This is a genomic window from Ruegeria sp. CI5, from assembly GCF_056536885.1.
In genome coordinates, this window is the sequence record NZ_JBQFQN010000001.1 from 1,280,173 (window position 1) to 1,304,628 (window position 24,456).

A 24,456-nucleotide genomic window follows, 5' to 3' on the forward strand; every position below is an offset into this window, starting at 1 on the left:
AAGGACAAGGCGAATGGCTGACGGATCGACCGATATCAACGCAAAACCCACCGAAGAGATCTCGGTCCGTGACGTGTTCGGGATCGACAGCAATATGTCCGTCAAAGGGTTCGCCGAAAGCAGCGACCGCGTTCCGGCAATCGACCCTACCTACAAGTTTGATCCCGAAACCACGCTGGCAATTCTGGCCGGGTTCACCCACAACCGCCGGGTGATGATCCAGGGCTATCACGGCACCGGTAAATCGACCCATATTGAGCAGGTCGCTGCGCGACTGAACTGGCCTGCCGTGCGCGTCAATCTGGACAGCCACATCAGCCGGATCGACCTGATCGGCAAGGATGCGATCAAGCTGCGTGATGGCAAACAGGTGACTGAATTCCACGAGGGCATCCTGCCCTGGGCGCTGCGCAACCCTGTGGCCATCGTGTTCGACGAATACGATGCAGGCCGCGCCGACGTGATGTTCGTGATCCAGCGGGTTCTGGAGCATGACGGCAAGCTGACCTTGCTGGACCAGAACGAGATCATCACGCCGAACCCCTATTTCCGCCTGTTCGCGACCGCCAACACCGTCGGCCTGGGTGACACCACCGGCCTGTATCATGGCGTTCAGCAGATCAACCAGGCCCAGATGGACCGCTGGTCGCTGGTGGCGACGCTGAACTATCTCAGCCACGACGCCGAGGTCATGATCGTTCTGTCCAAGGCGCCGCATTACAACACCGAAAAAGGCCGCAAGACCGTCAGCCAGATGGTCACCGTTGCCGACCTGACCCGGACGGCGTTCATGAACGGCGATCTGTCGACCGTGATGAGCCCGCGTACCGTTATCAACTGGGCGCAGAACGCCGAGATCTTCCGCGACGTGGGCTACGCCTTCCGCCTGTCTTTCCTGAACAAATGCGACGAGCTGGAACGGCAGACCGTTGCCGAGTTCTATCAGCGTTGTTTTGATGAAGAACTGCCGGAAAGCGCGGCCAGCGTGAGCCTAGGTTGATGGCATCGATTGCGCCCAGATCGGGCGCAACGCCCCCGGCGGGGACATCGGGGGCCAGATGAAGACGGGGTCCGGTCACTTCAACCGGGCGTCGGGCCTAAGGGCGTGAGTGAGGGCTGATAGATATGGCGCAGAAGAACGACAACCCTGCTGATCCGTTCAAGAAGGCTCTGGCCGAGGCGACCAAGGTCATGGCCGATGATCCCGAGTTGTCGGTAAGCTATTCCGTCGACCCGTCGGGCCTGTCCGGAGATTCGATGCGCCTGCCGCAGGTGTCACGTCGTATGACACGCGAAGAGGTTCTTTTGGCGCGGGGCACCGCAGATGCCTTGGCGCTGAACCGGCGCTACCATGACGATGCGACGCATGCACGATATGCGCCTCCGGGAGATATGGCGCGCGACCTCTATGAAGCGATGGAAACCGCCCGGTGCGAAGCGATGGGCGCCCGGGACATGCCCGGCACGGCTTCGAACATTGACGTCAAGATCGGCCACGAGGCGTTGCGGCGCGGCTATGACCAATGCAAGCAACCCTCCGAGGCACCGCTTGCGGTGGCGGCGGGTTATCTGATCCGTCATCTGGCAACGGGGCGTGATCTGCCCGCTGCAGCCGAGAACGTCATGAACCTGTGGCGCGGGTTCATCGAAGAACAGGCCGGCGGTGTGTTGGAGAATCTCGACGAGGTGCTCTCGGATCAGGCCGAATTCGCCAAATTCGCCCGCCAGATGATCAAGGATCTGGGCTATGGCGACCAGTTGGGTGACGACCCGGACGAACTGGACGAAGATCAGGAAGATCAGGCCGAGGAAGACGCCGAAGAACAGCCCGATCCGGACAGCACCGGCCAGGACGACCAAGACGAACAGGACGCCGACGCGACGCCCGAGCAAACTCAGGAAGAGCAACAGGATCAGTCTCAGGCGCAGGTCTCGATGGACGAGATGGCCGATGACGAGATGGGTGAAGAAGCCGAGATGCCCGAGGGCGAAGCGCCTTTGGAGCCGCCCGCCCCACCGCCCGCATCTGAGGCCGATCCGGACTACATGGTCTATCTGAACACGCATGACGAAGAGATTGCGGCCGAGGACCTTGCCGAACCCGCCGAACTGGAACGGCTGCGGGCCTATCTTGATCAGCAGCTCGAGCCGCTGAAGGGCGCTGTAAGCCGCTTGGCCAACAAGCTGCAGCGCCGCCTTCAGGCACAGCAGAACCGCAGTTGGGAGTTTGACCGCGAAGAGGGCATTCTGGATGCCGGTCGGCTGGCGCGGGTGGTGGCCAACCCCACGACACCGCTCAGCTTCAAGGTCGAGAAGGATACCGAGTTCCGCGACACCGTGGTGACACTGTTGCTGGACAATTCGGGCTCGATGCGTGGACGGCCGATTTCCATTGCAGCGATCTGCGCCGATGTTTTGGCCCGCACGCTGGAACGGTGCAACGTGAAGGTCGAGATCTTGGGCTTCACGACGCGGGCATGGAAGGGTGGACAAGCGCGTGAGGCGTGGCTCAACGACGGCAGACCGCAGCAACCCGGCCGCCTGAATGACCTGCGCCACATCGTCTACAAGGGCGCCGACGCGCCTTGGCGCCGCGCACGGCCCAACCTTGGCCTGATGATGAAAGAAGGCCTGCTGAAGGAAAACATTGACGGCGAGGCGCTGGAATGGGCCCACCGCCGGATGTTGGCGCGTCGTGAACAGCGCAAGATCCTGATGGTGATCTCGGATGGCGCTCCGGTCGATGATTCAACACTCAGCGTGAACCCCGCCAACTACCTTGAGAAGCATCTGCGCGATGTCATCGCCATGGTCGAAAAGCGCAAGATGGTCGAGTTGCTGGCCATCGGCATCGGCCACGACGTCACCCGCTATTATGATCGCGCGGTCACGATTACCGATGTCGAACAGCTGGCAGGAGCGATAACCGAGCAATTGGCCGCGCTGTTCGACAGCGACCCGCGCGCGCGGGCCCGCGTGATGGGCATGAAAAAGGCCGGATGAGGCCGGTCTTGCCTCCAGCGAGAGCATTTAAAAGAAAGGTGAAGGCAGGCGATCAAGACCTGTAGTGAGCCGAAGGAGATGCAGATGTTCCAGTCTTTCGAAGTCACGGCGCGACCCGAACAGGGGCCGCCACGTTTGGCGGCGCTGCGCAAAGAATTGGAGCGCGAAGGACAGGATGGCTTCATCGTCCCGCGTGCCGACGCGCATCAGGGCGAATATGTGGCCGCCCGCGACGGGCGGCTGGCATGGCTGACCGGATTCACTGGTTCTGCCGGGTTCTGCGCAGCGCTGCGAAACGTGGCCGGCGTATTTGTGGACGGACGGTATCGCACTCAGGTCAAGGCGCAGGTGGCATCCGATTTCACGCCGGTACCATGGCCGGACGTAAGCCTTGCGGCGTGGTTGAAGCAGCAATTGCCCGATGGAGGGAAAGTGGCGTTCGATCCCTGGCTGCATTCCGCCGGACAGATCACCGCAACCCGGGCCGAGCTGCAGAATAGCGGGATAGAGTTGGTTGCGTCAGACAATCTTGTGGACCGCATCTGGTCCGACCAGCCACCACCGCCAATGAACCCGGTCAAGGTGCACCCGCTGGAATTTGCAGGCGAAAGCGCCGAAAGCAAGGTCTCGCGGCTGGCTTTGGCGCTGGCTCAGAACGGGAGGTCGGCTGCCGTCATCACGTTGCCGGATTCGATCATGTGGCTGCTGAATATCCGCGGGTCAGACATCCCATATAACCCGGTTGCGCATGGGTTTGCGATTTTGCAGGCCGACGGGCACGTGGACCTGTTCATGGCCGCAAAAAAGCTGAAGGGGATGGACGAGCATCTGGGGTCGCGCGTTTCGATCCACGAACCCGACGCGTTCCTGAACGCTGTTGCGGCGCTTGAGGGCGCGGTGCAAGTGGACATGGGAACTCTGCCGCAAGCCGTTGCCGATGTGCTTGGCGACCGGGCTGTGGACGGTGGCGATCCCTGCGCCCGCCCCAAGGCCTGCAAGAACGAAGCCGAAATTGCCGGCAGCGCCGCCGCGCATCTTCGTGACGCCGCCGCCGTCATCGAAACACTGTGCTGGCTGGATGCCCAACCCCCCGGCAGCGTGACTGAAACGCAGGTCGTCACACGGTTGGAGGAGAACCGGCGGCGCGACAATGCGTTGCAGGATATCTCGTTCGACACCATTGCGGGCACCGGGCCAAACGGCGCCATCATGCACTACAGAGTGACCGAAGAAACCGACAGCCGGCTTGAGGACGGTCATATTCTGGTTCTGGACAGCGGCGGGCAGTATCTGGATGGTACCACGGACATCACCCGGACGATCCCCATCGGCACGGTGGGAGACGAGGAAAAAACCTGCTTTACCCGGGTTCTGAAGGGAATGATCGCGATGTCGAAACTGCGCTGGCCCGTTGGTCTGGCCGGTCGAGACATCGAGTGCATCGCCCGGGCACCTTTGTGGGCCGCGGGCCAGGATTTCAATCACGGCGTCGGCCACGGTGTCGGCGCATACCTGAGCGTTCACGAAGGGCCACAGCGCCTGGCGCGGGTCAGCCACGTTCCGCTCGAGCCCGGGATGATCCTGTCGAACGAACCGGGTTACTACCGCGAAGGTGCCTTCGGCATTCGGATTGAGAACCTGCTGGTTGTTGAGGAGGCCCCCGCCCTGCCCGGCGCAGACCCCGAGCGCGCGATGCTGTGCTGGCGGACACTGACATATGTCCCCATCGATCGACGCCTGATCGTCGTCGACATGCTGACCACTGCCGAGCGTGATTGGTTGAACGCGTATCACCGGGACGTGGCGGAAAAAGTCCGGCCAAGACTGTCACATGCCGCGCAACTGTGGTTGGATGCCGCAACCGCGCCCTTGTGACACCCGTTTGTCACATACTATGGGCATAGGCGAAGGCCTGACCACAACGAGGCCGCGACGACGAGGGAAGGAGCAGACATGACAGATTACATCAAGATCCGCAAAGCACCTGGCAAGTGGTGCGTCAGGTCCGGTGGCGCGATTCTGGGCGAGACGACCAACGCCCTGGAACTGTTGGAAGGCGATCTGGCCCCCGTCATCTACTTTCCGCGTGCAGACATCGCGATGGCCTTTCTGGACAAGACCGAAAAGTTGACCCATTGCCCGCACAAAGGCGATGCCACGCATTACTCGATCGTCAACAAGTCGAGCGTGACGCAGAACGCGGTCTGGAGCTATGAAGATCCGATACCCGCCGTTGCCCAAATCAAGGGCTACCTTGCGTTCTACCCGCTGGAGTCGGTGAAGGTCGAACAGATTTGAGGGCTGGACAAACCTGGCCCTCAACTACGTCTGTCAGAAACTGTAGCTGTATCCGACAATGAGCGAGTGCGAAGAGTAGCGGCCATTCGCGAGATCTGTCGGGATGAACACTTGGGTCGTGGTGAAATCAAGATCGCCGGTCGTCTTGTAGCGGTACCCGATGTCAATGTTCCCGCGTTCCCCTACCTGAAAGCGTCCGCCAAACCCCAATTGCCCCGCAATGGCGGTGTCGCTGTCATCGACCAATGTGACGCCAGCACCAGACTGACCGTCATGGGACACGCGCGCAAACCCGAGCCCGCCCCCAACATAGGGCTTGAACCTGCCCTGAACCGGGACGTCATACCAAAGGTTTGCCATCCCGAAGGTCGCATCAAAGCTTCCGTCATACTGAGCAAACGGGCGACCGATTTCCTTGGTATCATTCGAAGCATATGAAAGTTCGAACTCGGCCCGCAGATTTGGCGCGACACGTAGTCCGACGGCCAGACCGTAGGTTACTCCATTGTCGGTTGTGATGGTGCCTTGGCCAACCACGACCGAAGGAATTGTCTGGAAAAAATCAAAATCATAGTCGCCCATATCGGTGATACCGAGAAAGCCGGTCACGTACGGAGCCTCCTGCGCCCGCGCGGGGACAGCACCAATCATCGAAACCGCAACCACCACAGTCAGCAAAGAAGACCGTTCGAAAGCCATGTTCACACCTCAATCAAAGTGACTATCAGGGATAATTCTTCCATCAGGCTAGAATGCTCTCACTTTTTGACAAGGCGTCAAAATCAAAGAGAAACTCTCAGTGGCCCGCCTGCCACTGCTGCGTCATGAGTGTTCCTCGGCCGCTGTTGCGGCCAGTGCACGATTGTACGCCTTCAATGCGTCCACGTGGTACAAGGCTCCGACCGGGTTCTCGACCCCGTCGTCATCCCGAACGACCACCGGGAGCCAGGTGATTCCGTCTCGATCGAAATACGGCATTGCCGCCTCGAGGGTTGCGCTGGCCCGGACGCACAGACCCTGCTCAATCATCTCCTGAACCTCTTCCCTGCTTGCCGTATTCGGATCTCCCAGCGGTCGCATCACGGCCCCGGCGCGCAGCATCGCCAGCAAATAAGCCTGTGGCCCGGCGGCCAAATGCACCCCGCGGCGCTCAAGCTGGGTCAGGAAGAAGGACCGGTCCACAAGGCGGGAGGCCAACGCCGTGGACATCGACACCGAGACCATCACGGCAAGCCCGATCTGCCAGTCTCCGGTCAATTCAAACACAATCAACGTGGTCGAAATCGGAGCGCCCAGAACCGCCGCCGCGACAGCACCCATGCCGGCAAAGGCATAAAGCGTATGCGTGCCCGAAACGCTTGGCAGAAGGCCTGTGGCGATCAGGCCAAAGGCAAGGCCGGTTAGCGCGCCGATCATCAACGACGGAGAAAATACCCCGCCGCCCATACGTCCACCCATGGTAATGGCCACTGCCACGGTTTTCATCACGGCAAACAGGATGGCCGTGGTCAGCACCAGATCTCCGGTCAGGGCACGGATGGTCGTCTCGTATCCGACGCCGATGATATGCGGGAACCACACCGCCAGCACGCCCAGCATCGCGCCGGACACGGCGGGTCGCAGCCAGCGCGGCAGCGACAGGCGCGCCTGCACGTGATTGCCAAAATCTTCGGCAAAAAAGATCGACCGCATCAGCAACAGCGAGACCAGCCCACAGATCAGCCCAAGGATCAAAAAGGCCGGAAGTTCGACGTAGAATTGCAGGGATCCGGGCGTATCCAGGACAAACTCTGTCACATCGCCATATGCCAGCCGGTTGATGACGGTGCCAGCCACCGACGCGATCACGATCGGTGCGAATGCGTGGACTGCAAAATGGCGCAACACGACTTCCAGCGCGAACAGCGCTCCGGCGATCGGGGCGTTGAAACTGGCCGATACAGCCGCGGCCACCGCGCAACCCAGCAGGTCGCGGCCGGTTATTCCATCCGCATTGATGCGCTGGCACACCCAGGTCGAAATCACGCCGGCCATGTGCACGACAGGTCCTTCCCGGCCCGTCGACCCGCCCGTGCTGAGTGTGATCAGCGAGGCGAAAAACGACGCGACCCCGGCTTTGGTTTCGACCCGGCCATCGCTGATCGCGGATCCTTCGATCACATCGGCGACAGACCGAACTCTCCCGTCATCGGTAAAACGGTGCAGGATGATCCCGACGACCAGCCCTCCAACCGTGGGGATTGCCAAAATCCAGGTCCAGTGCAGTTTCTCGGCAAAGCTGTGCAGAAACAGGATGTCGTCGGTCTGATAGACCAGCGCTTGCAGGGCCGCGATCCCCTTGCGAAACCCCAAGGCCATGAAACCCGCCGTGATCCCGATCACCAGCGCGATGAACCAGAACTGGATCTGGCTTGGCCCGCGGTGCCGCAGCACCCGCCACGCGTCCTTGAGCGCGGCCAGGGCCTGGTTGAGCTGAGTGCGCAGGACGGTTCGGGTTGATTGTGTCATAGGGCTTTGTGGATAAACAGGTATCCCTTACTAAGCCACGCCGAGCGCGTAGAAAAGTCGGCTGACAAGATATTGAAGGCAAGTGTCGCCGCCTGGCTGCATCAGGCTTGCAACAACGAACGGGCGGCCGCGCGGGCTTCATCCGTGATGACGTCGCCCGAAACCATGCGCGCGATCTCGTCGATACGGTCCGGTTCGGACAGCGGCAGGACGGTCGACAGGGTTTGCCCGTCGGTCACGTGTTTCTGAACCCGCCAGTGATGCGCCGCGCGGGCCGCGACCTGCGGCGAATGGGTTACCACCAGCACCTGCCCACCCTGCGCCAGCGCCGCCAGCCTGCGGCCCACGGCGTCCGCGGTGGCGCCACCCACCCCGCGGTCGATTTCGTCAAAGATCATGGTGCGGGTGCTGTCGTCGCCCGACAGGCACACCTTGAGCGCCAGCAGAAAGCGGCTGAGTTCTCCACCCGAGGCGATCTTGTTCAGCGGACCCGACGGCGCGCCCGGGTTGGTGGCCACGGTAAAGGCCACGGCGTCCTGCCCTTCGGGTCCGGGGTCGGCGGGCGTGATCTGGGTTTGGAACACCGCACGCTCCATCTTCAGCGGCGCAAGCTCGGCCATCACCGCCGCGTCCAGCCGGCCGGCCGCCGTTCGCCGCAGAGCGCCGAGCGCCTCGGCGGCCGCGTCATAGGCGGCCTGCGCGGTCTGAACCGCAACACGGCGGTCGGCCAGGTCGGCGTCTCCGGCCTCAAGCTGGCCCAGACGGGCGCGCAGCGTGTCGGCGAAACCGCTCAGGTCATCGGGCGCCACGTCATGTTTGCGGGCCAGTGCGCGGATGGCAAACAGACGTTCCTCGGTCTGCTCCAACTCGACAGGGTTGAAGTCCAGCGCCTCGAGGCAGGCGGTCACGCCGTCCTGCGCCTCGCCCAGTTCGATAAGGGCGCGCCCCAAGGCGGCGATCGGCTCGTCCAGCTGGCCCTCGGCCCGGTCGGCGACGCCTTCCAGCCAGCGCACGGCATCTGCCATCGCACCTTCGGCCCCGTCACCGCCCAGCAGGGCAAAGGCGCGGGCCACGTCGTCGCGGATGCGCTCGGCCCCCTGCATCATCCGGCGGCGCGCGTCGAGTTCGGCGTCCTCGCCCGGCTGCGGATCAAGTTTGTCGAGTTCGGCCACGGAATGCCGCAGAAATTCTTCTTCGCTGCGCACGGCGGCCACGGCGGTCTCGGTCTCGGCAAGGGCCTTGCGGGCCCGCGCCATCTCGGTCCAGGCGGCGCGCACGGCGGCCAATTGCGGCTCGGCCCCGGCATAGGCGTCCAGCATGGCGCGATGGCCGCGCGGGTTCAGCAGGCCGCGGTCATCATGCTGGCCGTGCAGTTCGACTAAGGTTTCCGACAGCGCCCGCAGCACCTCGCCCGAGCAGCGGCGGTCGTTGACCCAAGCGGTCTTGCGCCCCTCGGCGGTGTTGACGCGGCGCAGGATCAGCTCTGCCCCGCCGGGCAAACCAGCCTCGGCCAGGATCGCATGGGCAGGATGGCCCTCGGGCAGTTCGAACTCGGCCACGACCTCGCCCTGCGCGGCCCCCTGCCGGACCAGTTCGGCCCGACCGCGCCAGCCCAGCACAAAGCCCAGCGAGTCGAGCAGGATCGACTTGCCCGCCCCCGTCTCGCCGGTCAGTGCGTTCAAGCCCGGCTGAAAGGTCAATTCCAGCCGGTCGATGATCAGCATATCGCGAATATCAAGGGCGCGCAGCATCGGGTCGTCAGCGTCCCAAGCCTGTGACCATGGCGATTACAACCACTGGCCCTTGATGGTCTGGCGGTAGATCGTGCTGAGCCAGTTGTTGCCGCGGCTCTTGAGTTCAAGCCCGCGCGAGGTCAGCAGCTTGTAAGCCGCGTCATACCATTCAGACGACTGGTAGTTGTAGCCCAGGATCGCGCCGGCCGATTGAGCCTCGTCGACCAGCCCCAAGGCCAGATAAGCCTCGACCAAGCGGTACAGCGCCTCGGCTGTGTGGCTGGTGGTCTGGAAATCCTCGACCACGACACGGAAACGGTTGATGGCCGCAGTATAGTGATCCTGACGCAGGTAATAGCGCCCAATCTCCATTTCCTTGCCCGCCAGATGGTCGAAGGCCAGATCGAATTTCAGCACGGCCGAGGTGGCGTATTCGCTGTCGGGATAGACCTCGATCACCGTGCGCAGCGCCTGCAACGCCTGGAAGGTCAGACCCTGGTCGCGGCCGACCTCGTCGATCTGGTCATAGTAGCTGAGCGCCAGAAGGTACTGCGCATAAGCTGCGTCTTCGTCGGTTGGGTAGAAGTCGATATACCGCTGCGCGGCGGCGCGGCTTTCTTCATACTCCTTGTCCGAGTGGAACGCGAAAGCCTGCATGATCAGTGACCGCTTGGCCCAGTCGGAATAGGGATAAAGCCGTTCGACTTCGGAAAAGTACCAGGCCGCATCTGCGGGACGATTCTGCGCAAGCTCGTATTCGCCACGGGTGTAGATCTGCTCGGGCGTAAAGCCTTCAAGGTTCTGGGACTTGTCAGCGCCCTTGTTACCAAACAGGCCGCCCGCGTTGCCGCAGGCCGTCAAAGTAGCTGCCAGAAGAATCGCGCCCGCAAGCCTGACTGCCGCTTTGGTGCCAACCATACCGCCCATCCTAGTCGTCTTGTCTCTTTGGGTAACCCCGGATTGAGCTTTGGTCTAGCACATAAAATTCCGGTGCAAAACGCCTTATCGGCCCCACGACCGATTTGTCGCCGGGCCGGGCCGGATCAGGCAACTTCGGGGATTTCGTCCCAGACCAACCCCTGCCCGGGAAGTTGTGCGGCTTGCTCAGGCGTACACAGCACCGGTCGCACGGCGCCAGGCGTCTCGAACAGCTTGCGCAGCAATGTGTTGGTCATGGCATGGCCGGATTTCTCGCCGACGAAGTGACCAAAGATCGGGCCGCCGGCCAGATACAGGTCTCCCAACGCGTCCAGCATTTTGTGGCGCACCGCTTCATCCTGGTGACGGAAGCCACCCGGTGTCAGTACTTCGGCCCCTTGAACAACAACCGCATTCTCCAGAGTGCCACCCAAGGCCAGACCGTTTTCGCGCATCGCCTCAACATCGGTTCGGCGGCAGAAGGTCCGGCAGTCGGAAAGTTCCCTTGCAAACGACCCGTTGCGCATATCCAGGATCTTCGACTGGCTGCCGATCGCAGTGTCTTCGAAATCGATGTGGAACTCGATGATCAAACCGTCTGCCGGCCGGATCGAGGCACGGGCACCTTCCCGCTCGGCCACGACCGGCTTGAGGACCTCATACGCCAGAACCGGGCTGGCCTGACGGCGGACGCCCTTGGCGATGATACCGCGCACGAAGTCGATCGAAGAACCGTCCATGATAGGAACTTCGGGTCCATCAATCTCGATCAGGGCGTTGTGGATCCCGCACCCTGCCAGCGCAGCCATGATATGCTCGACAGTCGACACCGAAACGCCGGCGTCATTGACCAGGCGCGTGCATAGTTGGGTTCTTTCGACCACATCGTAGATGGCCGGGATCAACGCATTGCCCAGTTCGATATCTGTCCGCTTGAACCAGATTCCGTGACCGGCAGCTGCCGGTTTCAGAACCATCGTCGCGGGCTTGCCACTGTGCAGGCCCACGCCTTTGAACGTGATCGAAGATTTGAGCGTCTGTTGCAAATTGAACCTCGGTGAGCGGTGTCCAGCCTTTTTCGGCTGTGTTGCACCCTCAGTTAAGGAAGCGCGCATCAAGGCTCAACTCACTCTTTGTAACTGAATGAAACAGTTCTGCAACAGATCGGCAAAACCCTGCTTACTGGCACTTAAACGTTTGCATCAAAAGGAAAAAGGGCCGCCTTTCGGCGACCCCGTGAGTGGATATTGTTACCGCGATCAGTTGGCCTGACGGCGCAGGAAAGCCGGAATTTCGATACGCTCCTGCTCGGGATCGACCTCCTCATGCGAGGGTGCCGTAGCGTCAGTCTGGCGCATCGCAGGCTGTTGCCGGGCCGGTTGAGCGGGGGTATCCGGGGCATGCCCAGTCATCCGGTCGATCAAACGGTTGAACCCGAACCGCGGCCGTTCCTCGGCGGCGGGCTGGCGCTGCGGCGCCGGTTCCTGCGGGCGCGACGCGGTCAGACGCTGGGCCGAAGTCGGTACGTTCTGAACAGCCGCCTGCAGCCGTTCCAGCGCGGCCGGCGAAGGCGTTCCAGGGGTATGCGGCACCTGTTGCGGCTGATAGCTTTCCGCCGGGCGTTCGACCGGCTCGGGCTGCGGATCGAACTCGGCGCTGCGTGGCTGATAGGCCGGAGGAGGCAGCCCGTCGTCATCGTCCTCGACAGCCTCATCCGCGCCTTGACCGAATTGCAAAGTCGTGTGCGAAGGCTCTTCGGCCGCTTCAAACAGAGACGGTTCGCGCGGAGCTTCGGGCTGCGGAGCCGGTTCAGCAACTTCCGCCGCGACCGGAGCCGGCTGTGCTGCTTCTTCTTCCGCCGATACGGTACGGGTCAGAGGAGCGGACATGGACCGGCGCGGCGCCGGCGCCTCGGAGCCGCTTTCGCTGGCGTCGATGCCGGTTGCCACGACCGAGACGCGCATCTTGCCTTCCATCTCGGGATCCAGCGTCGAGCCGACGATGATGTTGGCCTCGGGGTCCACTTCCTCGCGGATGCGGTTGGCGGCCTCGTCCAGTTCGAACAGAGTCAGGTCATGGCTGCCGGTGATGTTGATCAACACGCCCTTGGCGCCCTTGAGGCTGATTTCGTCCAGAAGCGGGTTGGCGATAGCCTTTTCCGCAGCCTGGATGGCGCGATCTTCGCCCTCGGCCTCGCCCGTGCCCATCATGGCCTTGCCCATCTCGTCCATCACCGCGCGGACGTCGGCGAAGTCGAGGTTGATCAGGCCCGGACGCACCATCAGATCAGTCACGCCCTTGACGCCCTGGTACAGCACATCATCGGCCATCGAGAAGGCCTCGGTGAACGTGGTCTTTTCGTTGGCCAGACGGAACAGGTTCTGGTTGGGGATGATGATCAGCGTGTCGACGACCTTTTGCAGCGCCTCGACGCCATCTTCGGCCTGACGCATGCGCTTGGCGCCCTCGAACTGGAACGGCTTGGTCACCACGCCCACGGTCAGCACACCCAGCTCACGCGCAGCCTGCGCGATGATCGGAGCGGCGCCGGTACCGGTGCCCCCGCCCATGCCGGCGGTGATGAAGCACATATGCGCGCCGGCCAGGTGATCGACGATCTGCTCGATGCTCTCTTCGGCGGCGGCGGCACCGACCGATGCGCGGGCGCCCGCGCCCAGACCCTCGGTCACCTTGATGCCCAGCTGCACCCGAGCCGAAGAGCGGCTTTGCTGCAGTGCCTGCGCGTCCGTGTTGGCCACCACGAAGTCAACGCCGTCGAGTTGTTTTTCAATCATGTTGTTGACGGCGTTTCCACCTGCACCGCCTACGCCAAATACCGTAATCCGAGGCTTGAGTTCGTCGTGCCCGGGCATCGAAAGATTCAATGTCATGCTCTGTCCGCCTGTATTTATGATCCCGCAAAGCGGTGTTTTTCTTGCCTATCCGCTTGTGATTCTACCTTTCCAAACGTCAAACGTCACGCCAAAAATCGCGTGAATCCACAAAATATGGAAGAAATAAGGCGGTTTTTCGCGGCATTTCGCCCGCCTGCGCAAATCTAGCGGTTCAGGGCGGACAGACCACCACACACGCGAAAACGCCCAGCCTGATTTGGCGGGTGCGATGCTGGACATCCTGTTCAAACTGCGGCTGACTGCTCGGGTCCTGCCGACGAGCCTCTGACGGGCCTTGTTGATATTCTGAGGGATAAATCCCTGCACCGCAACCGGAATTTTCAGCTGATGGGAACGGAAGGACAATCCAGGCCGTCGTCCGAAAATCCGCTGACTTCCTGGATTTCGCCATCCCCCAGCCGCGCGATCCGGACCAGCAACCGCCCATCATGCTCGAATGGCCACCAGCACACAGGGCCGGGCTCGGTGTCGTAGAGGAAGCACAGCTTGCCGTCAGGCGTCGTGATCTGGCCATAGACACAGCCCTCGCCCTCTCGCCGCCAGACCGAGCGGGTTGGGCTGAGGAACTCCTCGGTGCCCACAAGCATACCGCTGGTCAATTCGTGGAACGTGACGGTTTTTCCGACCACCGCGTCCAGGAATGCTTCGGGCGAGATACGGGTCTGCGCGACAGCCGCAGCCGGAACCCAGGCTGCGCAAAACACCGCAGCCCGGAGCAGGAACCTACCAGTTGTCACGGAACCAGCGCACGGCACGCTTGAATGGCCGTGCTGCGTAGGTATCGACCGGGATTTCAAAATCCCACCATTCGTCCTGCGGATGCGCCGCGAACAGCGCAAGACCGACCGCCGAGGAGAACCCCGGGCCCGTCGCGGATTGCGGCAACCCATGCACACGCAGCGGTCGGCCCAGACGCACCCGCTGACCCAGTATGCGGCTGGCCAGCCCATCCAGACCGGGGATCTGACTGGCTCCACCAGTCAGAACGATCTGTTGGCTTGGCATATGTTCGAACCCTGCAGCGTCCAGCCGAACACGGACTTCCTCCAGGATTTCCTCGACGCGCGGACGCATGATGCCGATCAGCTCGGCACGGCTGACGGTGCGCCGGTCGTGTTCCCAATCCCCGGTGTCGCCGCCAATGTCGATCATGTCGCGGTCATCGGCTCCGGTGGCGTGAACCCCGCCATTGAAGGTCTTGATCCGCTCGGCAACCGAGGCGGACACACCAAGCCCCATCGAAATGTCACTGGTGACATGATCCCCGCCCATGCGAACACTGTCAGCATAGATCATGTGCTTTTTGATGAAGATCGAAACGCCGGTGGACCCACCGCCCATGTCGATACAGGCCGCTCCAAGTTCCTGTTCGTCTTCGACCAGCGCAGAAATCCCCGACACATAGGCCGAATTCGCGATGCCCGCCAATTCCAGGTCGCACCGCTTGACGCAACGAACGATGTTCTGAATCGCAACCGCATCGACCGTCAACATGTGCATGTCGACCGCAAGCGTCTGGCCCATCTGCCCCCGCGGGTCGATCAAGCCAGATCGGTTGTCCAGAGCGAAGTTCACAGGTTGTGCATGCAGCACCTCGCGCCCTGCCCCATAGTCCGGGACATCGCAAGCGTTCAGGACACGACCGATCTCGGCCTCGGTCACCAGCTGACCGTCCAGATCCACCTGCGCATCCAGCCCATAAGACCGAGGGTTTGCCCCCGAGAAACAGGCGATCACATGGTCTACCCTGATATCGGCCATCTTCTGAGCAGCCTGCAGCGCGGTGCGGATGGCGCGCTCGGTTTCCTGCATGGCCGTGATCTCACCAAAGCGCACCCCGCGCGATCGGGTCGTCGCCGCACCGATCACCCGGAACCCGGTCTGCCCGGCCATGGACCCGATCGAGTTGTCCTCGCTGAGCCGCGCCGACCCATCAAACCGCAGCACAAGACAGGCGATCTTGGAACTTCCGACATCCAGGATCGCAACGACACCGCGTTGCATGGCCTGTCTGCGCATCTGGCGCATTGCGCGTTGAGACTGATAGAGATCCGTCATCATCGTATTACTGCCCGTTACCCATAGTCACTTTTGTATTCCACCAGTCTGCGCTGGCGGCTTCTGTCATCCGAATGGTCGGCCGCGCCCCAATGCGCATATCGACCACGGCAACATCCCGTTCCAAAAGGTCCTGCACCTCGTTCACCGCCAGTACACGCTCGAGCGCGCGCACCGGACGTTCCGTCGGCAGCATGACCCGTTGGCCTCGGTCCAGAACCAGGTCCCAGCGCCGCTCGCCGACGCGGACCAGACCGCGCACCCGGCTGCCCAGGCTGCGCGCGGTGGCGAGAAGTTCCAGTGCCTCGGCCACATGCTGATCTGCACCCTGACCGGCAATCAGCGGAAGATCGGAGCGCTCGGTCCGAGCCGCGATCTCGGCCACGTGGGTGCCCGTTTCGTCCAACAGCTGGATGCCTTCACGGGTGCGCCAGACGATCACGGGCTGACGTTCGACAACATCGACCTGCAGAATGCCGCCCGGACGGATCCGCACGGTTGCCGATTTGACCGGATCCAAGCCGGTGATCGTATCCCGGATCTGCTCGACATCCAGGTCCCAGGAGCTGAGCGGGAAGTCCAAAGGCACGACTTCGCGGATGTCATCAGCAAGGCCGGCCCCCGCCCCGTCGATAGCCATGAGCTTGACCATGAATTCAGGACGCTCTTGGAACGACGTGATCAGGTTGTCCACCTGCGCCCGAACCGCTTCTCGCCGCTCTTCGGCCGCGAAGTAGAGCCCAACCGTTGCCACGACCGCGCAGAGCGGCACACCTATCTTGACCCCCAGCCGGATTCCCGGCGTCAGCATCCATCGCTGGAACCGATAACTGAACCGCGACGGTGCCGGGTCCGCACGGCCCTTGCCACGGCGGAAAAACCTACCACCGCGCAACAGCAATTTGGGCTCTGCACGTTCGGCGTCGGCGTCCGCAGACTGGAACTCGGCATCCGGGCCGGACAGAGGCTTGGCGCGGTGGATCACCGGCGCACGAGTGGCGGTCAGCGGTCGCATGAGGCGTCCTCGACCATCCAGGCGCAGAGCTGACCGAAGGTCATGCCCAGATGCGCGGCTTGTTCAGGCACCAGCGAGGTGGGGGTCATACCCGGCTGGGTGTTGGTCTCCAGCAGGAACAGGCCCTTTTCGCCCCGGGCCTCGTCCCAGCGGTAATCGGTACGGCTGACGCCCCGGCAGCCCAAAACTTGATGGGCACGCAGGGCGTAATCCATGCACAGATCGAAGATCCGCGGCGGGATATCGGCGGGCAGCACGTGGCGTGATCCGCCGGGCTTGTATTTGGCGTCGTAGTCATACCAGCCGTCGGTCAGGATCTCGGTCACGGTCAGGGCGCGGTCGCCCATCACGGTCACCGTCAACTCGCGCCCGGCGACGTATTGCTCGACCATGACCTGTTCGGGCATGTCCTCCGACAGCTGCGGCGGGCCGTTCGAGCCTTCGAACACCAGATAGATCCCGACGCTCGAACCTTCGTTGTTGGGCTTGACCACATATGGCGCGGGCATGACGTGCCCCGCCATCACGTCCGATTTCGGGACGATCACGCTGTCGGCCACGGGCAGGCCGGCCGCGCGGAAAACCTCTTTGCTGCGCTGTTTGTCCATGGCCAGCGCTGAGGCAAGAACGCCGGAATGCGTGTAGGGCATTCGCAGCCACTCCAGCAGACCCTGCACGCAACCGTCCTCGCCCCAGCGGCCATGCAAGGCGTTGAAGACCACGTCGGGCTTGATGTCCTGCAAACGCGCACAAAGGTCGGGACCGGCGTCCAGCTCGACGACCTCGATCCCTTCTCCCACAAGGGCGGCTGCGCATTCGCGCCCGCTGCTGAGAGACACCTCGCGCTCCGCCGAGGGGCCACCCATCAATACCGCCACTTTGGGGTTTGTCCTGCTCGACCTACCCACGTTCGTGCGCCTCAATGTCCCCGGACCTTATCTGGTGGTCCGTATTTCGTTATGCCTTTGATCCGTCGCCTGAATTTGCCTGTTTTGGTCTGACGGTCGGGGCTTTAATCTGTCAGCGGATCACCGACCCGCATGATTTCCCACTCTAGCGTGATCCCGCTTGTTTCGTAAACCTTTTTTCGCACCTCTTCACCCAGCCCTTCGAGGTCGGCGGCGGTGGCGTTTCCGGTGTTGATCAGGAAATTCGAGTGCTTGGGGCTCATCTGTGCGCCTCCGCGCCGGGCGCCGCGCATTCCGGCGTCGTCGATCACCTTCCAGGCCTTCAGGTCGTGCACATCATCGGCCCGCCCGGTCGAGGAAAACCCCGCCGGATTGCGGAAGGTCGACCCGGCGCTGCGGTCCTTGGTGGGCTGGGTCTCGTCTCGCTTTTTCAGCTGCGCCTCCATCCGGGCGTGCAGGTCGGCCGGGTCACCCGCCGGGCCCTGGAACGTGGCCGACACCAGCACCGCACCCTCGGGCAGGTCGGACTGGCGATAGCGGAAGTTCAGATCGGCTGGTTTCAACTCGACCACCTCGCCCTGCCGGGTGACGATCGTAGCCGATTTCAGAACATCCGCCGTGTAGCTGCCATAGCAGCCGGCGTTCATCCGCACGGCCCCACCGATGGAACCCGGAATCGTCCGCAGAAAGGTGAGGTCCACCCCCGCATCCGCCGCCTTGCGCGCCACATGCGCATCCAGCGCGGCTGCCCCCGCGGTGACGGTGGTGCCGTCGACCGCGATGCCGTTGAAGCCGCGCCCCAGCCGGATCACAACGGCCCGCAAGCCCCCGTCGCGCACGATCAGGTTCGAGCCGACGCCCATGGGAAACACCGGCACCTCGGCCGGAAGGTCGCGCAGAAAGGCCTGCAAATCCTCAAGGTCAGCCGGCTGAAACAGATAATCCGCCGGGCCGCCGACACGCAGCCACGTGAGGTCGTTCAGTGGTCGGTTCGGCGTCAGGCGGCCTTGAGGCGTTGGCAAAGTGGTCATTGAGGCTAGATCGCGGATTCGGCGGGGCGTGGCAAGCCCGTTCCAAGCCGCAGGGTCAAATCCGCCGCCGCAGCCACCGCCCGAGGTAGATCACCGGCCAGCGCAGCACCGACATGCCGGCGGCCAAAACGAACAGGCCGACCCAGGGGCCGTTTTCATAGGTGACATAACCCAGGATCGGGATGCCCACCGCGATCAGCGCATAGGCGCGGGTCCAGTGGTTGTCCTTGCTGGGGATCATGGCCAGCACGTTGGCGGCGATGCCCCACAGGGCTGCAAGCGCAAGCGACCAGCTCATTGCCCCACCTCGCGGCCGGACCATTTGCGCCAGTAGTACCGGATGGGGTTTCGGAACATCGATACGAACCCGGCAAAAGCCAGCACTCCGATCAGCCAGCCATGTACCACACCCAGCCAGACGATCAGAACCGGCGCGCAGATCAGCAGCACGATGCCCGGCGGGAATTGCAGGCGCATCGGCAACAGCGCCACGACAGTGGCGCAGATCACCCAAAGGGCGGCAAAGATGACGGAATAATCCATGGTTCTCTCCGCAAATGAGTCACGCACCAGGGCAGCGACACATCCGCAAGTTGTGCACCCAAATGCCTGCTAACGTCAAACGGCTTGTTTTACCTTCAACCGGTCAGGCAGCGCGTTGGCCCAGGCACTGATGGTGCCCGCGCCCAGGCAGACGACCATGTCGCCGGGCCGGGCCTGTTCGCGGACCAGACGCTCCAGGTCGCCTTCGTCCAGCAGCGCGCGCGCGTGGCGGTGGCCGTGGCGGATCAGGCCCTGCACCAGATCGTCGCGGCTGGCACCTTCGATCGGGTCCTCACCGGCCGAGAAGACCTCGGCAATGGCCACGACATCGGCATCGTTGAAACAGGCGCAGAAATCGTCGAACAGGTTGGACAGGCGCGAATAGCGGTGCGGCTGGTGCACGGCGATCACGCGGCCTTCGGTCGCCTGGCGCGCGGCCTTGAGCACCGCCGCGATTTCCACCGGGTGGTGGCCGTAGTCGTCGATGATGGTGACGCCGTTCACCTCGCCCACCTTGGTAAAGCGGCGGTTGACGCCGCCGAAATTGGCCAGCGCGTCGCGGATTTCAGCGGTCTTCATGCCCAGATGACGTGCCACGGCGACCGCCGACAGCGCGTTCGAGACGTTGTGATCGCCCGGCATCGGGAGGGTGCAACCCTCAATCACGGTATCCTCGTATTGCAGATGAATGTCGAAATGCGCAATGCCGCCCTTGTAGGTCAGGTTGACTGCACGCACGTCGGCCTGAGCGTTGAACCCATAGGTGCGCACGCGGCGATCGGTGATGCGGCCCACCAGCGCCTGAACCTCGGCATGGTCGGTGCAGCACACCGCCAGACCGTAGAACGGGATGTTCGAGACGAAATCATGAAAGCCCGCGCGCAGCCGGTCGAAATCGCCCCAATGCTCCATGTGCTCGGGGTCGATATTGGTGACGATGGCGATGGTCGCGGGCAGCCGGTTGAACGAGCCATCGGACTCGTCGGCCTCGACCACCATCCATTCGCCCTGCCCCATCCGCGCGTTCGAGCCATAGGCATGGATCACGCCGCCGTTGATGACGGTCGGGTCGAAATCGCCCGCCACCATCAACTCGGCCATCATCGTGGTGGTCGTGGTCTTGCCGTGGGTTCCGGCGATGGCGATGTTGGATTTCAGCCGCATCAGCTCAGCCAGCATGTCGGCACGGCGCACCACCGGCAGGCCCAGCGCACGGGCACCGTCCAGTTCTGGGTTTCCCGGCTTGATCGCGGTCGAAACGACCACGACGGCCGCGTTGTCGAGGTTTTCAGCTTGCTGACCCACAAAGATCTCGGCCCCCAACGACGCCAGACGGTCGGTGATCTTCGAGGCTTTGAGATCGGATCCCTGCACCTGGTACCCAAGGTTCAGCAGCACTTCGGCGATGCCCGACATCCCGATGCCGCCGATGCCCACGAAATGGATCGGTCCGACATCCTGCGGCAGTTTGGTTGCTGGATTCATGGGGTCTCCTTCTGCGCCAGCTGTTCGACAAGGGCCACCAGACGCTCGGTCGCGTCGGGCGCCCCGACCGACAGGGCGGCATGGGCCATTTTCTGTGCGGCTTCGGGGTTGGTCAGAACCAGTGCGATTTGCTCGGTCAGGGCGGGAACGTCAAGCGCATTTTCGGGGATCATGATCGCACCGCCCGCCTGCACCAGCCCGCGCGCATTGGCGGTTTGGTGATCGCCTGCGGCGGCGGCGAAGGGGATCAGGATCGAGGGCCGCCCGATCACCGAGATGTCAGCCACGCTGGAGGCGCCCGAACGGCTGATCACCAATTGCGCCTCGGACATGCGGCGGGGGACGTCGTGGAAAAACGGTTGGACCTCGGCCAGAATCCCGTGGTCGGCGTAGAAGGCGGTGACCCGCTCGGCGTCCTCTTCGCGCGCCTGGTGCGAAACACGGATATACTGGCGCAGGCTCTCAGGCAGTGCAGCGATGGCGCCGGGCACCACGTCGCTGAGTATGCGGGCGCCTTGGCTGCCGCCCATTACCAGCACCGACATCGGATAATCTCCGGGCGGGATGTAAGGCGCGGCGGCGCGTTCCAGAACGGCAGCACGGACCGGGTTGCCGGTGTGGATGCCGTGAGCGCCTTCGGGCAGGTCGGTGGGCCAGACGCCGCAGGCCACATGCGCCACACGGGTGGCGAACAGCTGGTTCACACGCCCCAGAACGCCGTTCTGTTCGTGAATCATGCGGGGCAGACGCAGCATCACTGCCGCGCTCAGTGCCGGGATCGACGGATAGCCGCCGAACCCCACCACCACGTCCGGCTTGTCGCGCAGCAACTGGGCCGTCATCCCGGCAACCCCGACTGCGATCCGCGGGCCGGCCAGCGCCTTGGCCGCCAGCCCGCCGCGTGCGAAGGTGGCCGAGGAGACCTCGACGATCTCGGTGGAATGCGGGAAGCCGCCCGTATAACGCGCGCCGCGCGCGTCGGTGGACAGGCGCACGCGCCAACCCTTGTTCAGCATGGCCTCGGCCAGCGCCTGGGCGGGGAACATGTGGCCCCCGGTTCCACCAGCCGCAATCAGCAAATAGGGGTTCGTCATCAGCCTCGTCCGCGCAGAATGTCGCCCAGCTCGCCCTGGGGCCGCGACCGCGTGAACGCCAGAAGCATCCCCAACGCAATACCACCCGCAATCAACGACGAGCCGCCGTAGCTGACGAAAGGCAGCGTCATGCCCTTGGCCGGCAGCAGGCGCACCGCGACGCCCATGTTGATCATCGCCTGCACACCGAACATGCAAGCCAGCCCCGTGCCTGCCAACCGGGTGAACATGTCACGCTCGCGCATCAGGCGCAGCAGGGACCGTACCACGATGATTGAATAAAGCGCGATGATGATCAGCACCAGGATCAGGCCGTATTCTTCGGCCGCGACGGCGATGATGAAATCGGTATGTGCATCGGGCAGCGACCATTTCACCTGGCCCTCACCAACCCCAACGCCAAACAACCCGCCCTCGCGGATTGCGTTGGTGGCATAGCCCAACTGGGTCGTCGGATCGACCTCTTGATTCAGGAAACCATCGATGCGCCGGGCGAAGTGTTCAGAATTGGCGTAGGCGAACATGCCACCCAAGACGACCGCTCCGGCCATTCCCAGCAGCAGGAACATCGGTGCACCCGCCACGAAATACATCACGCCCCAGCCGAACAGGATCAGACAGGCCTGACCGAAATCAGGCTGCATCACCAACATCCCAACGATCGACATACACAGCGCAAACGACCACAACCGCCCCGGCGGGCCATTGATTTCCTGCGCTGCGGCCAGCAGCCAGGCGGCCACGACAATGAAGCCCGGCTTCAGAAACTCGGACGGTTGCAGCGAGGCGAAGCCCAGCGAATACCAGCGCACCGCACCCTTGCCGAAATCGGTTCCGAAGACCGGCAGAAAGGCCAGCGCAACAAATGAGGCCAGAAAGCCCAGCACCGCCAACCGACGCACCAAGGTGGGTGACATCATCGAGGTCAGCATCATCGCGATCAGCGCCAACACACCGAAAAGGGCCTGACGCTCGACATAGTGAAACGGATCGAACCCGTTGCGCTGCGCCAACGGCGGCGACGAGGCCAGCCCCAACAGAAGCCCGATCGCAAAAAGGATCAGCACGCAGGACATCGTCCAGCGGTCAATCGTCCGCCACCATTTCGGAAGGATCGGTTCACCGCGCTGGTCCTGGACCGCGCCATACACCATCTCAGTCATGAGATACCGCCACTATCTGCCTCGTTACCGTCCCGTTTTCGGGATCTGTTCGAGAGTCTACAGGGAAAATGCCCCTCAGGCCAGCCTCTTCCTCTTGTCATTGGCGTCAATCCGCGCCAAGGGCGAGAGATGCGATTTGACACGATCATACTGGGCGCCGGAGCCGCCGGCATGATGTGCGCCGCCCATTGCGGCGGGCGTGTGCTGCTGATCGATCACGCCAAGGCGCCGGGGGAAAAGATCCGCATCTCGGGCGGGGGGCGGTGCAACTTCACCAACCTCTACGCCGGGCCGCAGAACTTCCTGTCGCAGAACCCGCATTTCTGCAAATCGGCCCTCGCGCGATACACCCAGTGGGACTTCATCGACCTTTTGGGCCGTCACGGCATCGCATGGCATGAAAAGACGCTGGGGCAGCTGTTCTGCGACGGCTCATCGAAGCAGATCATCGCCATGCTGCTGGCCGAGATGGACCGCGCGGGCGCAGAGCTGTGGTTGCACACGTCGCTGCGCGGTCTGCGCAAGACCGAATTCGGCTTTGAACTGGTGGTCGAGCGCGAGGGTAAGCGATATGACCTGACCTGTGCCAACGTGGTGTTGGCCACCGGCGGAAGATCCATCCCCAAGATGGGTGCGACCGGGCTGGCCTATGACATCGCCGCGCAGTTCGGATTGCACGTCACCGAGACCCGTGCCGCACTGGTGCCGTTCACCTTCCCCGATGGGCGGTTCAAAGACTTGTCCGGTGTTTCCGTCCCCGCGCGATTGTCGAACGATCGCACGAGTTTCGACGAGGCGCTGCTGTTCACCCATCGCGGCCTGAGCGGTCCGGCGGTGCTGCAACTGTCCTCATACTGGCGCGAGGGCGAGGCGATCCGGGTCAACCTGATCCCCGAGCTGCCCCTGTTCGACCTGCTTCGCGAACGGCGGCAAAGCGCGGGCCGCAAGGCCCTGACAACCGAACTCGCGCGCCACCTGCCCGCCCGCCTGGTCGAGTTTCTGAGCGCCCAGATCCCGATGCACGGCAACCTGGCCGATCAGTCGGATGCGGCGCTGCAGGCACTGACCGATGCGCTGAGCGACTGGGCACTGACCCCCTCGGGCACCGAAGGGTACCGCACCGCCGAGGTCACCCTGGGCGGCATCGACACGGACAGCCTGTCTTCCAAAACGATGGAGGCCAGGGATGTCCCCGGCCTCTATGCAATTGGTGAAGCGGTGGATGTCACCGGATGGCTGGGCGGATACAATTTCCAGTGGGCGTGGTCCTCGGGCCACGCCGCCGGAATTGCGATCGCCGGTCGCCTTTAGCCTACGACGTTGTAGCCGCGGCCGCGCATGCAGTTGCGGACGATGACTTCCTGCTTCTGGGTGTTTTGCAGAGCGCTGGCGCCTGCCCCCACCAGTGCGCCAGCTACGGCCGCACGGCCCAGATCGCTTGCGCTGTCGTCGATGATGGCTTTGGTGCCCGCAGCACCCGCCGCGCCAATGGCCGCCGCCCCAGCGGTATTGCTGTCGATCGTGCCCTGCTGCCGCGCTACGGCCTGACACTGCGCCAGGTCTGCGTTGTAGTTCGGGCTGACGGGTCCATCCACAATGGGTTGGTAGTTCGCGCCTGTGTTCGTGCAGGCCCCTGCCACCAGGATGGCCGGCAGGATCATTGAAAGCTTGCGGTTCAGCATGGTCTTAACCTCGTGTTGAATTCCTAGGGTAACAAAATCATTAATTCTGGTGCGTCAAGCTGATAGCACTTCAATTTGGCCCAACCGGCGGTTCATTGCAAA

At 62.9% G+C, this 24,456-nt stretch carries 22 protein-coding genes; 5 read left to right on the forward strand and 17 right to left on the reverse strand.

Translation table 11 applies throughout. The annotated features are described in order from the left end of the window. Positions 1 to 13: 13 nt before the first annotated feature. The 4 genes from cobS to ACR0BA_RS06360 all read left to right on the forward strand — a co-directional run bounded on the left by cobS (position 14) and on the right by ACR0BA_RS06360 (position 5,301). The gene (cobS, locus tag ACR0BA_RS06345; protein ID WP_093964859.1) at positions 14 to 1,000 is read left to right on the forward strand and encodes a cobaltochelatase subunit CobS; all 987 of its coding nucleotides are present in this window, start codon (positions 14 to 16) and stop codon (positions 998 to 1,000) included. A gap of 125 nt (positions 1,001 to 1,125) precedes the next feature. Then, the gene (gene cobT, locus ACR0BA_RS06350) at positions 1,126 to 3,003 is read left to right on the forward strand and encodes a cobaltochelatase subunit CobT (RefSeq protein ID WP_480726980.1); all 1,878 of its coding nucleotides are present in this window, start codon (positions 1,126 to 1,128) and stop codon (positions 3,001 to 3,003) included. A gap of 84 nt (positions 3,004 to 3,087) precedes the next feature. After that, positions 3,088 to 4,878, forward strand: coding sequence for an aminopeptidase P family protein (locus tag ACR0BA_RS06355; RefSeq protein WP_480726982.1), 1,791 nt, complete (start codon positions 3,088 to 3,090; stop codon positions 4,876 to 4,878). A gap of 78 nt (positions 4,879 to 4,956) precedes the next feature. Next, positions 4,957 to 5,301: a DUF427 domain-containing protein gene (locus ACR0BA_RS06360; RefSeq protein ID WP_170357298.1), complete on the forward strand. Its 345-nt coding sequence runs from the start codon at positions 4,957 to 4,959 to the stop codon at positions 5,299 to 5,301. A gap of 33 nt (positions 5,302 to 5,334) precedes the next feature. Here the strand turns inward: ACR0BA_RS06360 and ACR0BA_RS06365 are convergent, their stop codons facing one another. From ACR0BA_RS06365 to ftsW, 16 genes are all read right to left on the reverse strand, one after another. Then, entirely contained in the window at positions 5,335 to 6,000 is a 666-nt protein-coding gene (locus ACR0BA_RS06365) for an outer membrane protein (RefSeq protein WP_170598474.1), read from the reverse strand. Positions 6,001 to 6,123: 123 nt separating this feature from the next. Then, a complete protein-coding gene (locus ACR0BA_RS06370; protein WP_093964854.1) occupies positions 6,124 to 7,809 on the reverse strand; it encodes a chloride channel protein in 1,686 nt (561 codons plus the stop codon). Between the two features lie 101 nt (positions 7,810 to 7,910). Continuing rightward, a complete protein-coding gene (gene recN, locus ACR0BA_RS06375; RefSeq protein WP_480726984.1) occupies positions 7,911 to 9,560 on the reverse strand; it encodes a DNA repair protein RecN in 1,650 nt (549 codons plus the stop codon). Positions 9,561 to 9,596: 36 nt separating this feature from the next. Next, positions 9,597 to 10,460 (reverse strand): outer membrane protein assembly factor BamD, encoded by an 864-nt coding sequence (locus tag ACR0BA_RS06380; RefSeq protein ID WP_170340921.1) that lies wholly within the window; start codon positions 10,458 to 10,460, stop codon positions 9,597 to 9,599. Positions 10,461 to 10,585: 125 nt separating this feature from the next. Further along, complete coding sequence (gene lpxC, locus ACR0BA_RS06385; protein WP_093964852.1) at positions 10,586 to 11,506, reverse strand: UDP-3-O-acyl-N-acetylglucosamine deacetylase; 921 nt, start codon at positions 11,504 to 11,506, stop codon at positions 10,586 to 10,588. 213 nt (positions 11,507 to 11,719) lie between these two features. Then, positions 11,720 to 13,351 carry a cell division protein FtsZ gene (ftsZ, locus tag ACR0BA_RS06390; protein ID WP_170368145.1) on the reverse strand — a complete coding sequence of 544 codons (1,632 nt, stop codon included), beginning with the start codon at positions 13,349 to 13,351 and terminating at the stop codon, positions 11,720 to 11,722. A 344-nt stretch (positions 13,352 to 13,695) separates the two neighbouring features. Then, the gene (locus ACR0BA_RS06395; RefSeq protein ID WP_260065228.1) at positions 13,696 to 14,079 is read right to left on the reverse strand and encodes a hypothetical protein; all 384 of its coding nucleotides are present in this window, start codon (positions 14,077 to 14,079) and stop codon (positions 13,696 to 13,698) included. A 19-nt stretch (positions 14,080 to 14,098) separates the two neighbouring features. Then, positions 14,099 to 15,433 carry a cell division protein FtsA gene (ftsA, locus tag ACR0BA_RS06400; RefSeq protein ID WP_093964849.1) on the reverse strand — a complete coding sequence of 445 codons (1,335 nt, stop codon included), beginning with the start codon at positions 15,431 to 15,433 and terminating at the stop codon, positions 14,099 to 14,101. 7 nt (positions 15,434 to 15,440) lie between these two features. Next, a complete protein-coding gene (locus ACR0BA_RS06405) occupies positions 15,441 to 16,448 on the reverse strand; it encodes a cell division protein FtsQ/DivIB (protein WP_480726987.1) in 1,008 nt (335 codons plus the stop codon). After that, positions 16,436 to 17,356, reverse strand: a complete 921-nt coding sequence (locus tag ACR0BA_RS06410; protein WP_170581470.1) for a D-alanine--D-alanine ligase — start codon at positions 17,354 to 17,356, stop codon at positions 16,436 to 16,438. Before ACR0BA_RS06410 ends, ACR0BA_RS06405 begins: the two co-directional genes overlap by 13 nt. 104 nt (positions 17,357 to 17,460) lie before the next feature. Continuing rightward, positions 17,461 to 18,387 (reverse strand): UDP-N-acetylmuramate dehydrogenase, encoded by a 927-nt coding sequence (murB, locus tag ACR0BA_RS06415; RefSeq protein WP_480726988.1) that lies wholly within the window; start codon positions 18,385 to 18,387, stop codon positions 17,461 to 17,463. A 55-nt stretch (positions 18,388 to 18,442) separates the two neighbouring features. Continuing rightward, entirely contained in the window at positions 18,443 to 18,685 is a 243-nt protein-coding gene (locus ACR0BA_RS06420; RefSeq protein WP_170441924.1) for a DUF2484 family protein, read from the reverse strand. Then, positions 18,682 to 18,930 carry a DUF2484 family protein gene (locus ACR0BA_RS06425; protein ID WP_480726989.1) on the reverse strand — a complete coding sequence of 83 codons (249 nt, stop codon included), beginning with the start codon at positions 18,928 to 18,930 and terminating at the stop codon, positions 18,682 to 18,684. The genes ACR0BA_RS06420 and ACR0BA_RS06425 overlap by 4 nt, the downstream gene beginning before the upstream one ends. Positions 18,931 to 19,005: 75 nt before the next feature. Continuing rightward, the gene (gene murC / locus ACR0BA_RS06430) at positions 19,006 to 20,415 is read right to left on the reverse strand and encodes a UDP-N-acetylmuramate--L-alanine ligase (RefSeq protein ID WP_480726990.1); all 1,410 of its coding nucleotides are present in this window, start codon (positions 20,413 to 20,415) and stop codon (positions 19,006 to 19,008) included. Beyond that, positions 20,412 to 21,509 (reverse strand): UDP-N-acetylglucosamine--N-acetylmuramyl-(pentapeptide) pyrophosphoryl-undecaprenol N-acetylglucosamine transferase, encoded by a 1,098-nt coding sequence (locus tag ACR0BA_RS06435; protein ID WP_170391012.1) that lies wholly within the window; start codon positions 21,507 to 21,509, stop codon positions 20,412 to 20,414. Before ACR0BA_RS06435 ends, murC begins: the two co-directional genes overlap by 4 nt. Beyond that, the gene (ftsW, locus tag ACR0BA_RS06440; protein ID WP_170357284.1) at positions 21,509 to 22,672 is read right to left on the reverse strand and encodes a putative lipid II flippase FtsW; all 1,164 of its coding nucleotides are present in this window, start codon (positions 22,670 to 22,672) and stop codon (positions 21,509 to 21,511) included. Before ftsW ends, ACR0BA_RS06435 begins: the two co-directional genes overlap by 1 nt. Positions 22,673 to 22,801: 129 nt before the next feature. Here ftsW and ACR0BA_RS06445 point away from each other — a divergent pair, with 129 nt between their 5' ends. After that, complete coding sequence (locus tag ACR0BA_RS06445; RefSeq protein WP_480726991.1) at positions 22,802 to 23,983, forward strand: BaiN/RdsA family NAD(P)/FAD-dependent oxidoreductase; 1,182 nt, start codon at positions 22,802 to 22,804, stop codon at positions 23,981 to 23,983. On the opposite strand, the gene ACR0BA_RS06450 is transcribed toward ACR0BA_RS06445, so the two are convergent. Next, positions 23,980 to 24,354, reverse strand: coding sequence for a glycine zipper family protein (locus ACR0BA_RS06450; protein ID WP_093964839.1), 375 nt, complete (start codon positions 24,352 to 24,354; stop codon positions 23,980 to 23,982). The genes ACR0BA_RS06445 and ACR0BA_RS06450 overlap by 4 nt on opposite strands. Between the last annotated feature and the right edge of the window lie 102 nt (positions 24,355 to 24,456).

What these genes read in the sequence shown, in the direction of transcription:
- cobS (WP_093964859.1), top strand. Translation starts at nt 14, where the DNA reads ATGGCTGACGGATCGACCGATATCAACGCAAAACCCACCGAAGAGATC.
- cobT (WP_480726980.1), top strand. Translation starts at nt 1,126, where the DNA reads ATGGCGCAGAAGAACGACAACCCTGCTGATCCGTTCAAGAAGGCTCTG.
- ACR0BA_RS06355 (WP_480726982.1), top strand. Translation starts at nt 3,088, where the DNA reads ATGTTCCAGTCTTTCGAAGTCACGGCGCGACCCGAACAGGGGCCGCCA.
- ACR0BA_RS06360 (WP_170357298.1), top strand. Translation starts at nt 4,957, where the DNA reads ATGACAGATTACATCAAGATCCGCAAAGCACCTGGCAAGTGGTGCGTC.
- ACR0BA_RS06365 (WP_170598474.1), bottom strand. Translation starts at nt 6,000, where the DNA reads ATGGCTTTCGAACGGTCTTCTTTGCTGACTGTGGTGGTTGCGGTTTCG.
- ACR0BA_RS06370 (WP_093964854.1), bottom strand. Translation starts at nt 7,809, where the DNA reads ATGACACAATCAACCCGAACCGTCCTGCGCACTCAGCTCAACCAGGCC.
- recN (WP_480726984.1), bottom strand. Translation starts at nt 9,560, where the DNA reads ATGCTGCGCGCCCTTGATATTCGCGATATGCTGATCATCGACCGGCTG.
- ACR0BA_RS06380 (WP_170340921.1), bottom strand. Translation starts at nt 10,460, where the DNA reads ATGGTTGGCACCAAAGCGGCAGTCAGGCTTGCGGGCGCGATTCTTCTG.
- ftsZ (WP_170368145.1), bottom strand. Translation starts at nt 13,351, where the DNA reads ATGACATTGAATCTTTCGATGCCCGGGCACGACGAACTCAAGCCTCGG.
- ftsA (WP_093964849.1), bottom strand. Translation starts at nt 15,433, where the DNA reads ATGACGGATCTCTATCAGTCTCAACGCGCAATGCGCCAGATGCGCAGA.
- ACR0BA_RS06405 (WP_480726987.1), bottom strand. Translation starts at nt 16,448, where the DNA reads ATGCGACCGCTGACCGCCACTCGTGCGCCGGTGATCCACCGCGCCAAG.
- murB (WP_480726988.1), bottom strand. Translation starts at nt 18,387, where the DNA reads ATGACCACTTTGCCAACGCCTCAAGGCCGCCTGACGCCGAACCGACCA.
- ACR0BA_RS06420 (WP_170441924.1), bottom strand. Translation starts at nt 18,685, where the DNA reads ATGAGCTGGTCGCTTGCGCTTGCAGCCCTGTGGGGCATCGCCGCCAAC.
- ACR0BA_RS06425 (WP_480726989.1), bottom strand. Translation starts at nt 18,930, where the DNA reads ATGGATTATTCCGTCATCTTTGCCGCCCTTTGGGTGATCTGCGCCACT.
- murC (WP_480726990.1), bottom strand. Translation starts at nt 20,415, where the DNA reads ATGAATCCAGCAACCAAACTGCCGCAGGATGTCGGACCGATCCATTTC.
- ACR0BA_RS06435 (WP_170391012.1), bottom strand. Translation starts at nt 21,509, where the DNA reads ATGACGAACCCCTATTTGCTGATTGCGGCTGGTGGAACCGGGGGCCAC.
- ftsW (WP_170357284.1), bottom strand. Translation starts at nt 22,672, where the DNA reads ATGACTGAGATGGTGTATGGCGCGGTCCAGGACCAGCGCGGTGAACCG.
- ACR0BA_RS06445 (WP_480726991.1), top strand. Translation starts at nt 22,802, where the DNA reads ATGCGATTTGACACGATCATACTGGGCGCCGGAGCCGCCGGCATGATG.
- ACR0BA_RS06450 (WP_093964839.1), bottom strand. Translation starts at nt 24,354, where the DNA reads ATGCTGAACCGCAAGCTTTCAATGATCCTGCCGGCCATCCTGGTGGCA.